The organism is Dehalococcoides sp., assembly GCF_041654235.1.
GTDB classification, from domain to species: domain Bacteria; phylum Chloroflexota; class Dehalococcoidia; order Dehalococcoidales; family Dehalococcoidaceae; genus Dehalococcoides; species Dehalococcoides mccartyi_B.
This window is the reverse complement of the sequence record NZ_JBAZDW010000010.1, coordinates 22,912-35,088: the sequence shown is the minus strand read 5'-3', so window position 1 is coordinate 35,088 and position 12,177 is coordinate 22,912. Positions and strand designations below refer to the sequence as shown.

Genomic DNA, 12,177 nt, shown 5'->3' with positions numbered 1-12,177 from the left:
TTGTCTACTCCGTGTTCCATAAAGATACAGCCGTTTTGGTTGTGGCGGATAAGCATGGTTCTATGCCCGGGCCAGCGTTTGTCTGCATACTTAGCCTTGAATTCATCAAGGCTAAGGCTCAGATGATCAGCAATATTTTGGGCTTCGGCCATTTCCAAATGGGGCTGAAAATGAAGGCAGCAATTGCCGCAGCGTCTGCATTCAAAAATATCGGTGTTTTCAATATCATTCATGTACTTCATTATAGTTGTCGGTTTGTGTTATTATCAAGGTAATGTTGATAAGGTTCTGGTAAGTGATATAATCATTAAAATATGAAAATGAAAAAAGACTACATAATTAGACTTATTGCTATTCTGGTTATAAGCGGAGTACTGTTTTTTGGTTCTGCTACAGTAAACAAGGCGGCCTTGGAAGGGCAGCTGTATTTTTCTGATGTTATTATCAAAGTAGGTACAGAGCTTACTGTGTATGGTCAGAATTTTCTGCGCCAGAGCAATGTAAAGCTGTTTTACGATGACCAAGAGGTTGCTCTTGGGGCGACCAATCAGCTGGGTGAATTTACGCTGAGCTTTATTATCCCGCTATCAGGACGGGGGCTGCACGCTGTAAAAGCGATAGATGCTGACTACAATACGGGTAGCGGGTTAGTTCTTATGGAGAGCTGGATTGAACTGTCTAAAAATGAGGCTGCCATCGGCGAAACTGTTAATATACGGGGCACAGGTTTTACCCCCTTAACATCAGTCAGCTTTTATTATAGTGATACGCCCCTTATTGTCACCCCCAGCATTGTAAAGGCGGATCTGACAGGTAGTTTCTCGGTAAATTTTGCAGTCCCTGAACGCTTTGCCGGCGTTTATCTGGTGGAAGTACGTCAGGGAGATTATATAAACAGCCAGAGTTTAAAGGCGAATGTCTGGCTGGATATTAACCCGGAAATAGGTTTGGGCAAGGCACTTGATGTCGGGACGGAACTGAATATTCACGGCAAAGGGTTTAAACCTAATGGTCAGGTAGATTTGCGGTATGACGGTGTCTCTTTACTGGTGGTAAATATAGATGATAAAGGTACGTTTTCTGCCCAAGTAGTTATCCCCGCAGGTGCGGGCACCAGCCATAGCCTGACACTGGATGACGGGCAAAACCGGATAGTGCGCGAAGTTTGGCTGGAAAATACATCTCCATCAGCCCCCGTCATTACTTTGCCTGCTTCAGGTGAGGCACTAAGTTATCCGTTTACCTTTGGTTGGGAAGGGGTAAATGATGCAAGCGGCGTTGAGTATGTTTTCCAGATAGCCTCTGATAGCGGGTTCGGCAGTATATTACTGGAGATAAAAGGCATAAAAGTTAGCCAATATATTCTGACTGACAATGAAGATATAAATAATTCACCTGCTGCAAGTTTTTACTGGCGGGTTAAAGCTGTTGATGGCGCCGGAAATGAAAGCGGTTGGTCTGAAACAGGTGTTTTTGATAAAGCCTCACTAGTCCAGAATCTGGGGTTGGTTGTTGGGGTGGGGGCTGGGCTTGTTGCCATTATTCTATTCATGTGGTGGGCTATCCGAAACCGCCGGTAGTCTCAAAAAAAATATTTTTAACCTCCCATTGGCCTACGTTTGGGCTTCCTTGACAGTAGCTATGTTTCGTGTAGAATATTATTCACAGTGACGTGTACCTGTGGTAAACGCCATAAATTGTTAAGGAGGCTTAAAGCCTAACGTGACCAATACCGAAAAAATTAAAAACAAACAATCGGATGACCCTCTTGGCGCAGGTACAATTGAAAATTGTGGTAAGGTAGACGATGAGCCCCCCAGTAGGCCTAACCAAACAAAAAGATTTAGACTTAAATATTTCCCCAAGGTAAGTGACCAGGATTGGAATGACTGGCACTGGCAATTCAAGAACCGTGTTACTTCTGTAGCAGAAATAGCAAGGTTTTTTCATTTGTCTGCGGAAGAATACCGGGATATGGACACGGTGTCTGCGGTATTCCCCCTTTCTGCCACCCCTTATTACCTTAGTCTGGTAGATTTTGATAATGTTAATGACCCCGTAAAACTCCAGCTTATACCGGATACAGCCGAACTTTGCTTTGATGCTCACTGCTGTTCTGACCCTTTGGAAGAAGCCCACAGTTCGGTAGTGCCCGGTCTGGTACACCGCTATCCTGATAGGGTAGTAATGGTGCTGACAGATATTTGCCCTGTGCTTTGCCGCCACTGTACCCGTAAAAGGGAGTGGAAAAATGGTGGCTGGGTGCATACTCAGGCAGAGATAGACGCCATGTTGGCCTATATACGCCAGAATCAAGCTATCCGAGATGTCATAATATCCGGTGGTGATCCCTTGACCCTGTCCACATCACGCTTGGAAAGTGTTCTTTCGGCCTTGCGTTCCATACCACATGTAGAAATAATCCGCATTGGCACCCGCTATCCTGTAGTTTTGCCCCAGAGGATAGATGATGAACTCTGCAGCATGCTTTCCAAGTATGGGCCTATTTGGCTTAATACCCATTACAATCATCCTAATGAAATAACAGATGAATCCCGCCAAGCATGTGATCGTTTGGTCAGGGCGGGCGTACCTGTAAATAACCAGTCGGTGCTTTTAAAAGGCATAAATGATAGCTTGCCCGTCCAAAAAGCTCTTTGCCATAAACTCTTGATGAGCAAAGTGCGTCCTTATTATCTGTTCCAATGTGACAATGTTCAGGGTACAGAGCATTTCCATACCCCCATTGAAACCGGGGTGGGTATTATTGAGGGCTTGCGTGGTTATACCTCTGGTTTGGCTGTGCCGAATTATGTTATAGATTTGCCCGGAGGCGGCGGCAAGATTACCATCCAGCCGGACTATGTGCTGGATAAACAGGCTGACGAATATATAATCCGTAATTACAAGGGTGAGATAATCCGTTTTAAAAACCCGAGTGGTCACAAAGTTTTTAGTAATACCGGTAGCACAGGTACTGTTAAAACTGCCGCTAAAATAAATGGAGAAACAGATGCGAATAGGGCTGTCATACGATCTTAAACTGGCTTTGACCCCGGTAACCGGCGGCCCTGATGATGCGTTGGAGGAATATGACTCACCGGAAACGGTGGAGGCTATAACGAACTCCTTAACAGCGGCTGGACATGCTGTTTACCGTTTGGGCGGGGGTAAAGAATTTTTACGCAAGGTACAGGAACAGAAACTGGATCTTGTTTTCAATATTTCAGAGGGTTTGGGTAACTACCGCAGCCGCGAAGCTCAAATTCCCGGTGTTTTAGAGATGTTAGATATACCTTACACCGGTTCAGACCCGCAGACACTGGCAATCTGTCTGGATAAACCACTAACCAAGAAATTGGTGGCTGGTGCGGGCGTAAAGACTGCCAAATGGCAGTTGGTTAGCAACTGTGAAGAGCTTTCAACCATAGACTGGTCGGATTTCCCTTTGCCGGCTTTCCTGAAACCAGCCTGCGAGGGTTCAAGCAAGGGTGTGCGGTTTGCTTCTCGGGCGGAAAGTACCGACGAGATAATGAGGATGGCTACAGAACTTTTAACTACCTATAACCAACCTGTTTTGGTAGAGGAATTTATAAATGGCGACGAAATTACGGTAGGTGTTATAGGGAACGATAAGCCTAAAGTTCTGGGTATAATGCGGATTGTGCCTAAAACCAAAGCCGATTATTTTGTGTATTCCATTGAGATAAAACGCAACTGGCGGCAGATGGTAGAGTATGAAGTACCGGCGGCCTTACCTGCCAAAACTCTGGCCCGTATTGAAAAAGCCACACTGGATGCGTATAGAGTACTGGAATGCCATGATCTATGCCGGATGGATTTTAGGGTAAGCCCGGATGGTACGCCGTATTTTCTGGAGGTTAACCCGCTTCCCGGTCTTAACCCTGTCAGCGGAGATTTACCTATTATGGCATCTAAATTAGGTATCAGCCACGCAGATTTGGTGTTAGAAATACTTAACACTGCCATTGCCCGCCACAATTTGGTAGCGGCAGACTGTTTGGCCTGAGTTAAATATGGGGTTAAATCAAGCCTCCTTCGGGAGGCTTTTTATTTGGCAGATGGGTATGGTTGAGTGTCTTGCTATTTGAAAACGCTGAAGCTATAATTGAGAAAAGGTATCAATTAGAAGGATTTACGTGACAACTATCCAAAGCCGTATACGCCAGAATAAATACAAGATAACTCCCCAGCGGCAGGCCGTTTTGAAGGTGCTTTCGGCTGCCATTCAGCCGCTTAGCCCGGCAGAAGTGCATAAACTGGTACAGGCAGACAAACCGGCAACCGGTATGGCTACTGTGTATCGGTCACTTCAGCTTCTGGCTGAACTGGGGCTTATTTGCGAACTTCATACCGCCGGAAACTGCCACCGCTACTTGCTAAAACGTATAGATTCCCATCACCACCATCTGATATGTTCCGGGTGCGGTCAAGTTGTTCATGTGGAGGGGTGCGGGCTTAAAGAGATTACTGAAAATCTGTCCAGACAAACAGGATTTGCCATTGATACCCATTTGCTGGAGTTTATTGGGCGGTGCCGGAATTGTCAGAAGGGGACTGGTAAAGTATGAAATTTAGGACATTATTTTTGAGTTTGATTCTAGGGGTTACACTTCTTAGCAGTTTACTGCTGGCAGGCTGTCAGGAAGAAACACCCTCTACTGCTAAACTGAAAATTGCAGTCAGTATAGTGCCACTAAAGGAGTTTACCCAGCAAATTGCAGGGGATAAGGCTGAGGTAGTTCTTATGGTTCCTCCCGGAGCAGAGCCGCATACTTATCAGCCGCTTCCTTCGCAGATGGTAGATGTAAGCCAGGCAGATATGTATGTGAAACTGGGATCTGATTTTGGTTTTGAGCAAAACTGGCTTTCAAAAATATTGTCATTAAACCATTCTATGCTGGTTGTAGACAGTTCGGTAAATATTACTCTTGAAAGTAGCCTAGAGGATAGCGGGGCAGATCCGCATATTTGGCTTTCCCCGCGTAATGCTATCCAAATGGTTAAAAATATCACTTTGGGGCTGATGAGTCTGGATCCCGAAAACCAAAGTTATTATGCCGCCAACAGAGATGCTTATCTGGCAAAGCTGGAGCAGCTGGATAACGAAATAACATTGGCCTTCAGTAATCTTTATAACCGCACTTTTCTGGTCTTTCACCCTGCTTGGGTTTACTTCGCCAGAGACTATAATCTGAAGGAACTTTCTATTGAGATAGAGGGCAAAGACCCCACCCCCCAACAAATGATAGAAATTATAAATATGGCAATACAAAATAATATCAGCATTGTTTTCGCTTCGCCCCAATTTTCCAGCCGAAGTGCGGAGGCTATTGCTTCTGAAATAGACGGCAGGGTAGTGATGATAGACCCACTGGCAGAAGATTACATAACGAATATGGAGTTTGTTTACAAACAAATGCAAGAGGTTATGAGCTGAGCATGCCTGTCGTACCTGCCCTGGTGTTTAAGGGAGTGACAGCCAGTTTTGATGGGCTGGCAGTACTGGAAGATATTACTTTTTCCCAGCCCACAGGACGGATGCTGGGAATTATCGGTCCAAATGGGGGAGGGAAAACTACTCTTCTCAAGCTGATTTTGGGGCTCATTCAGCCTGATTGCGGCACTATAAAGGTGCTTGGCAAAAGCCCTGAGGATGCCCGGCCGGAGATTGGTTACGTTTCCCAGTACCACCTTTTTGACCGTGATTTCCCTATAAGTGTTTTGGAAGTGGTGTTGATGGGCAGATATTCCAAGCGCGGGTTGGCACATAGTTACCGTAAGGAAGATGTGGCTCTGGCTGAAGAATATCTGGATAAAGTGGGCATGTTGCCGTTTATTAACCGCCAGATAGGCCAGCTTTCAGGCGGACAGCAGAAGCGGGTATTTATAGCTAGGGCTTTGGTTAATCAGCCAAAACTGCTTATTCTGGATGAACCTACTGCCGGGGTAGATGCGGCCATGCAAACCGGGCTGTACGAACTTTTAGAATCCTTGAAAAAAGATATGACTATTATTATGGTGACCCATGATATCAGTGCAGTGGCAGTATGCATAGATGATATTGCCTGTTTGAACAAGCATTTGTCATACCACCATGCCGAAGAGGGTTTGACTGCTGAAGATTTGGCTGAAACTTATAATTGCCCAATCCAGCTTATTGCACATGGGCAGGTACCTCACCGGGTGCTAAAGGAACACGAATGATAGAGGCTTTGGGTTATGGCTTTATCCAGAATGCTATTTGGGCAGGGCTGCTGGCGGCAATAGGCTGCGGTATTATTGGCAGCTACGTCGTGGTAAAAAAACTGGCATCCATCAGCGGCGGTATTGCCCACGCTTCCTTTGGCGGAATCGGTCTGGGGTATCTGCTGGGCATTAATCCGGTGCTGGGTGCGCTGGCATTCAGTTTGCTGGCTGCTGCCAGCATGGGTACTCTTACTCGCCGAAGCCGCATAAGTGAAGATACTATTATCGGTATGCTTTGGGCTTTAGGTATGGCTCTGGGCATTATCTTTATTGGTTTAACTCCCGGTTATGCACCGGATTTATTCAGTTATCTTTTCGGCAATATCCTGACAGTGCCGTCTTCAGATCTGGTGCTTATGCTGGTGCTGGACGCACTGATAATAGGGGTGGTCTGGTTTTTCTATAAGGAATTTTTGGGGGTATCTTTTGACGAGGAATTTTGCCGGGTAAGCGGTATGCCCACCGGGCTGTTATATGTAATAATGCTGGGGCTTATAGCGCTGACAGTGGTAATGCTGATACGAGTAGTAGGTATAATACTGGTAATAGCTTTACTGACCATACCGGCAGCAGTCGCCCGCCGTTTTACGGATAGCCTTTTAAAGATGATGGGGCTTTCAATAGGATTTGGGGTGGTTTTCTGTTTGGGCGGGCTGTGGCTTTCCTATATACTGGATTTCGCTTCTGGGGCTACTATTATACTCTTTAGCGTGGCGGTATTTCTGGCGGTTTTAGCTTTCAAGGGCAAAAAGAAACAAGAGCCGGCTTCAGATAAAACCGGCTGCATCAACCACGAATAATGTCCTTCTTCTCTGTTACAAAACTAGTGTGTGCCCAGAGGTCTGGTCTGGGGGAAAACATTTAGACCTATCAGCTTGCGTCTGGAAAAATTCTGCTGCTGTTTCCACTCCATGTTCCCCAAGCGGGTTACCATATCCCTTAGGGCTGGTTCACTAGTCAGGCAGTAAAGTTCAGCCCCGCCTTTTTGACAGAGCTTGATTATGCCACTGGAAACCAGCGATTGAAGGGTGGGCAATATATCGCTTCCATCTTCTATGGTGCTTGCAATAGCAGAGCGGTCAAAGCGGGCAAAAGGATGCTTGCTGAAAAGAAGGATTATCTGGCGGCTGGTGTAATCTACGGCACTTTGTTTCAGAAACTCATCAAGTTCCATCTTCGTTTCCTTATCTATGTCAACCCTCGTTAGCTTTAAGACTTAGATGTCTAGAGAGTGGCAGGGGAGGGAGTTCAACCTGCCACTCTCTTTCAAGATATAAAAATGTAGAATATTATCTGCTTAAGAAACGCGGCGGAGCCTGATGTGCGGCAGGAGCCGGTTTCCGGATGGAAGGCTGAGCGGATCGGTAACGCATAAACGAAGGAACTTCCAGTTCTTCCTGAGTTTTGCTTCTCAGACCTTTCATCATACGGGTCATTTCTTTTTCATGGTTGTTGGAAAGCATGCTTTCCTTGGTGGCAAAACCAGTGGCTATCAGGGTTATCTGTACTTCCTTACCCATGCGGGGGTCAGTGCTGACACCAAAGATGATATTGGCCTGTGGGTCAACCGCCTGACGGATAACGTCTGCTGCGGAGTTTACTTCCATAAGGGAAAGGTCTTCGCCGCCGCATACGTTGTAGATAACACCCATAGCACCGTCAACCGCTATATCCAGCAGCGGGCTGGCCAGAGCGGCTCTGGCGGCATCAGCTGCCCGGTTCTGTCCGGCACCCTTGCCTATAGACATCCAGGCGGGGCCGGCATCTTTCATGACGGCTTTTACATCTGCAAAGTCCAGGTTGATGATACCCGGAACGGTGATAACTTCGGCAATGGCCTTGACGCCGTTGCAAAGAACTTCGTCAGCCAGTTTAAAAGCCCCGTCAACCCCTGTTTTTTGGTCAACCATATCCAGCAGGCGGTCATTGGGGATAATAATAAGCGTATCAACGCTATCTACTATGTTATTTATGCCTTCTTCGGCGGTTTGCATGCGGTGAGCACCCTCAAAGCAGAAAGGCTTGGTGCATACAGCAATGGTCAGAGCGCCGGATTCCTTGGCTATTTTGGCAACCACGGGGGCTGAGCCGGTGCCTGTACCGCCACCCATACCGGCGGTTACGAAAACCATGTCAGCACCTATTATGTTTTCTTTGAGCTCGCTCAGGCTTTCTTCGGCAGCTGCTTTGCCCATGGTGTGGTTACCGCCGGCACCCAGACCGCGGGTGCAGCGTTCACCAATCTGGATTCGGGTAGCAGCTTCGGTAATAGCCAGATGCTGGGCATCAGTATTAACGGCTATAAACTCTACGCCCTGTATGTTATCCCGAACCATGCGGGTTACAGCGTTGCTGCCTGCACCGCCGCACCCGATAACTTTAATCTTTGCGCCACTGGGTACATATACTTTTTTTGACATTCTTTTATCCTTAGTAAATCATTATCCTTTCGTTAGTTTTTGGGGTTCCCAAACATTCGTGAGATAAAGCCGCCTTTAGCACTTTCTTCAGTGGTTGGGTGGCTCTTTGAGGCGTCTCGGTTATTGATACTCCAAAGCAACATGCCAACAACATTGGTACAGGCAGGATCATTTAAGATATCTGATACACCAAATAAATTGGGGGGAGTACCTACCCGTACCGGGAGCCGCAGTACTTCGCTGCCAAGCTCTGCAATGCCGGGGAGGTTGGCAGTACCGCCGGTTATTACCAGCCCGGAAGGTACCATTTTGGAATAATCATCGCTGGGTAACTCCAGGATAATGAGGCGCAGCAGTTCTTCAACCCGCATCCTGACAATCTCGCAAAGGTCAGGATAAGAGAAGGTATGTCCGCTTTCAACAAAGTTAGCGTCATTACATTCACCGGGTATTACACTGCTATATCTTTGTTTGATATCTTCGGCCATCTCAAAAGGAATGCCCAGACCCACAGAAACATCGTGGGTTACCTGTGAGCCGGCAATGGGCAGAACTGATGTATGATAAATACTGTTGCCTTTGAAGGCAGCTATATCTGTAGTGCCGCCACCGATGTCAGCCAAGATAACACCCTTTTCGCGTTCTTCATCGGTTAATGCTGCTTCAGCACTGGCTAAAGGATTGAAGACCAGGTCGTCAATCTCTACGCCGGCAGCACGGATGCACTTGGTAAGATTTTCAATTGAATTCGAAGCGGCGGTAATAATGTGGGTTTCAACATCCAGGCGGAAGCCATGCATGCCTACCGGATTACTAACGCCTTCCTGACCATCCACCGAATAATTACGGGGGATGATGTGAAGTACCTTTCTGTCCTGGGGCATAGTGATACTGCTGGCAATATCTATAGCCCTTTGCAGGTCACTCTGGCGCACCAGGTGGTCGTTTCGGGTGATACTGATAACTCCGCGGTTGTTTTTAGAGTTGATATGTTTTCCGGTTACGCCTATCAAGGCGGATTTGAGTTTATAACCAGCAGTTCTCTCTGCCATGCTTACCGACTCACGGATGGCTTCCTTAGCTTCATTAAGGTTAACCACCATGCCCTTCTGCAAACCACGAGAGGGGACAACCCCTACTCCCAGTATTCTCAGGTCTCCGTTTTCGGTGTCAGCCATAACGGTACAGATTTTACTTGTACCGACGTCTATGGCCGCTATCTGTCTCCTTTTCATTTTATTGCCTCTCCCTCATTTTTTATCCCCCGGCAACCCCTATATATATAGGTAGTTACCTACTTGACGTGGCGAAAATGAACATTCCATTTACCGGATAGTGACTCAATAAAAGCCTTTGAATCAGTGCTGGGCGCGCGGTATAATTCTGCTAGGAATCCATGAAGAAGTTCACCGCCACTCATGCCGGGCATAGGTTCAGCCGGCCCGGGTAGATTGATATGTACAATCTCCGTCATCAGCTTCTGATACTCAATTGCAGTCCCCATAGGTATTTTCCCTCCCTTGAAGATTCAGTTGTGCCACATATTAATCCGTTCCAAATAGAGCCGTCAAATTTAGTCCAAAATAATTTTGGAATATTCTAGCTGGAATTAGAACACTTGGAACTATTATAAAAAACGTCCTCAAAAATACCAGTTAATCCAACATTGGAATATACGCCAAAACAGATTAAATTCTTGCTATTTCATAATTGATGGAATAAAATGTCTGGATGGAGGAGAAATGGCTAATCTAAAAGGCTCAAAACCCTTACCCCCATATGTATCATACCGAACCTTCTTAAACTTTCTTTTAGGCTTACAGGAGGCCATTCCATCTCGTTTAGACCGCAGTTTTTGGGGAGACAAGTGGTCTGGCAGTACCGGCACCCAGCTTATGTCTGCCCTGCGCTTTTTAGGTTTGGCAGATGCCGAAGGTATGCCGCGGGAAAAATTGCGCCGTTTGGTGGATGCCCGGGGAGAAGACCGTACCCTGATACTCAGGCAGATTACTCTTGAAGGGTATCAATTCGTTTTTAATTCTTCTGCAGATCCTGAATCACTTACCTATGCCCAGCTGGAAGAACTTTTCCATAATAGCTTTAAAGTGGCGGATGATGTAGTTCGCAAGTGTATTAAGTTCTTTCTGGGGCTGGCAGAAGATGCTGATATATCCATTTCGCCTTTCGTTACCAAAAAATCACGTGTCGGACGGTCTGGAACTGGTACTAAGAAGATTCAGAAGAAAATAATACCAAGGACTGCTTCGCATGTTCTAATTCCAGATAATACAATGAAAGTTCCAGATAATTCAGATATGGATAGAGTGCTACTGGGTAAATTCCCTATATTTGATCCTGCATGGACGGATGAAGTTAAAGTAAAATGGTTTGAAGCTTTTGATGTTTTACTTAAAAAAGTTTCAAAGACCTGACCCCGAAGTAGTACTATCCCCTAGATTTTGATTGTACGCCCTCTTCCATTATATGAGTCTTTCGAAATTATGCTGTTTTTTAAAAACATTTTAAAATAATATTCCACAGACTGGACGTATAGGGTATAATCTTCTGAGAACTTTTGAGGTCAGAAGATGTATTTTAAACGTATACTTATAACTCTTGATGGTACAAAAACAGCTGAAAAGACCCTTCCTGCGGCTGAACTTATGGCCAGTTACCCTGAAACCGAACTTTTACTGGTAAGCATATGTGATCCCAAACCTAAAATTACCGACGAACGCCAGAAGTATTTGGATGCTAAATCTGCTGAATTACGGACAAAAGGCATTCAAGCCAACGGAAAAATGTTCTGCGGTGAGCTTTTACCGCTTATTTTGAAATGTATCAATGAGAATGGTATTGACCTGTTGTGTATGGCTTCTCATGGCTATACCGGAATTAAGAAAATGGTACTGGGCAGTGTGTCCGAAAAGCTGATTAAAGCTACTAATCTGCCGGTATTATTGGTGAAGGAAGGGCATGACCCCGACAAGGCAGTTTTTGCAAATATTTTATTGCCACTGGACGGCTCACTCTTCTCTGAGGCTTGCCTAAAACAGGTATCTGATCTGGCACGTGATTTTAAGAGCAAACTTACCTTGCTGGTGGTTATTCAACCGCCATGCATACCTTCAGACCGTTCACCCAGTATTCAACCCAGCTGGGATGAATATTACCAAGCACTTCTTGAAGAACTTAAACAGCAGGCACAGGCTTATCTGGAACGCTTGACCGGCGAGTTGCAGGCAAATGGAATTGAAACTGAATTTCGTATGGAAGTTTCAGACAAAATTCCTGAAACTATTTTAAGTACCGCCGAAGATATAAATGCCTCGCTTATTTCATTTACCACCCATAATCGCTCTGGAATAGAGAAATGGTATTATGGAAGTGTGGCAGCCGGCTTGATTGAAAATTCCTCACATCCCATGCTTTTATGGCGAAACTCCATTTAAACCTTGCTTGACACCTGCCTTTGTTCCTTTCTACA

General features: G+C 45.8%; 14 protein-coding genes. 9 read left to right on the top strand and 5 right to left on the bottom strand.

Going from position 1 to position 12,177, the window contains the following annotated elements:
- Positions 1 to 233: YkgJ family cysteine cluster protein (locus WC259_RS02450; protein WP_372643033.1), on the bottom strand; the 233-nt coding region annotated here is incomplete at its 3' end.
- An 81-nt stretch (positions 234 to 314) separates the two neighbouring features.
- Here WC259_RS02450 and WC259_RS02445 point away from each other — a divergent pair.
- The 7 genes from WC259_RS02445 to WC259_RS02415 all read left to right on the top strand — a co-directional run bounded on the left by WC259_RS02445 (position 315) and on the right by WC259_RS02415 (position 7,070).
- Positions 315 to 1,580, top strand: coding sequence for a hypothetical protein (locus WC259_RS02445; protein WP_372643029.1), 1,266 nt, complete (start codon positions 315 to 317; stop codon positions 1,578 to 1,580).
- A 142-nt stretch (positions 1,581 to 1,722) separates the two neighbouring features.
- On the top strand, positions 1,723 to 3,042 hold the full coding sequence (locus tag WC259_RS02440) for a KamA family radical SAM protein (RefSeq protein ID WP_372643026.1): 1,320 nt from the start codon (positions 1,723 to 1,725) through the stop codon (positions 3,040 to 3,042).
- Entirely contained in the window at positions 3,014 to 4,030 is a 1,017-nt protein-coding gene (locus tag WC259_RS02435; RefSeq protein WP_011309141.1) for an ATP-grasp domain-containing protein, read from the top strand. Before WC259_RS02440 ends, WC259_RS02435 begins: the two co-directional genes overlap by 29 nt.
- A 130-nt stretch (positions 4,031 to 4,160) precedes the next feature.
- The gene (locus WC259_RS02430; protein WP_011309142.1) at positions 4,161 to 4,592 is read left to right on the top strand and encodes a Fur family transcriptional regulator; all 432 of its coding nucleotides are present in this window, start codon (positions 4,161 to 4,163) and stop codon (positions 4,590 to 4,592) included.
- Positions 4,593 to 4,609: 17 nt separating this feature from the next.
- The gene (locus WC259_RS02425) at positions 4,610 to 5,461 is read left to right on the top strand and encodes a metal ABC transporter solute-binding protein, Zn/Mn family (protein WP_228384452.1); all 852 of its coding nucleotides are present in this window, start codon (positions 4,610 to 4,612) and stop codon (positions 5,459 to 5,461) included.
- Positions 5,462 to 5,463: 2 nt separating this feature from the next.
- Complete coding sequence (locus tag WC259_RS02420) at positions 5,464 to 6,228, top strand: metal ABC transporter ATP-binding protein (protein ID WP_012984276.1); 765 nt, start codon at positions 5,464 to 5,466, stop codon at positions 6,226 to 6,228.
- Positions 6,225 to 7,070 carry a metal ABC transporter permease gene (locus tag WC259_RS02415; protein WP_011309145.1) on the top strand — a complete coding sequence of 282 codons (846 nt, stop codon included), beginning with the start codon at positions 6,225 to 6,227 and terminating at the stop codon, positions 7,068 to 7,070. The genes WC259_RS02420 and WC259_RS02415 overlap by 4 nt, the downstream gene beginning before the upstream one ends.
- A gap of 23 nt (positions 7,071 to 7,093) precedes the next feature.
- Here WC259_RS02415 and WC259_RS02410 read toward each other — a convergent pair whose 3' ends face one another.
- The 4 genes from WC259_RS02410 to WC259_RS02395 all read right to left on the bottom strand — a co-directional run bounded on the left by WC259_RS02410 (position 7,094) and on the right by WC259_RS02395 (position 10,194).
- A complete protein-coding gene (locus WC259_RS02410) occupies positions 7,094 to 7,444 on the bottom strand; it encodes a hypothetical protein (protein WP_011309146.1) in 351 nt (116 codons plus the stop codon).
- Between the two features lie 115 nt (positions 7,445 to 7,559).
- On the bottom strand, positions 7,560 to 8,690 hold the full coding sequence (ftsZ, locus tag WC259_RS02405) for a cell division protein FtsZ (RefSeq protein ID WP_011309147.1): 1,131 nt from the start codon (positions 8,688 to 8,690) through the stop codon (positions 7,560 to 7,562).
- A 32-nt stretch (positions 8,691 to 8,722) separates the two neighbouring features.
- A complete protein-coding gene (ftsA, locus tag WC259_RS02400; RefSeq protein ID WP_011309148.1) occupies positions 8,723 to 9,925 on the bottom strand; it encodes a cell division protein FtsA in 1,203 nt (400 codons plus the stop codon).
- A 59-nt stretch (positions 9,926 to 9,984) separates the two neighbouring features.
- The gene (locus WC259_RS02395; RefSeq protein ID WP_011928966.1) at positions 9,985 to 10,194 is read right to left on the bottom strand and encodes a hypothetical protein; all 210 of its coding nucleotides are present in this window, start codon (positions 10,192 to 10,194) and stop codon (positions 9,985 to 9,987) included.
- Positions 10,195 to 10,432: 238 nt separating this feature from the next.
- Here WC259_RS02395 and WC259_RS02390 point away from each other — a divergent pair, with 238 nt between their 5' ends.
- Both WC259_RS02390 and WC259_RS02385 read left to right on the top strand, forming a co-directional pair.
- Positions 10,433 to 11,122: a DUF5343 domain-containing protein gene (locus WC259_RS02390; RefSeq protein ID WP_015407655.1), complete on the top strand. Its 690-nt coding sequence runs from the start codon at positions 10,433 to 10,435 to the stop codon at positions 11,120 to 11,122.
- Between the two features lie 156 nt (positions 11,123 to 11,278).
- Positions 11,279 to 12,142, top strand: a complete 864-nt coding sequence (locus WC259_RS02385) for a universal stress protein (protein WP_011309150.1) — start codon at positions 11,279 to 11,281, stop codon at positions 12,140 to 12,142.
- The last annotated feature ends 35 nt before the right edge of the window (positions 12,143 to 12,177 follow it).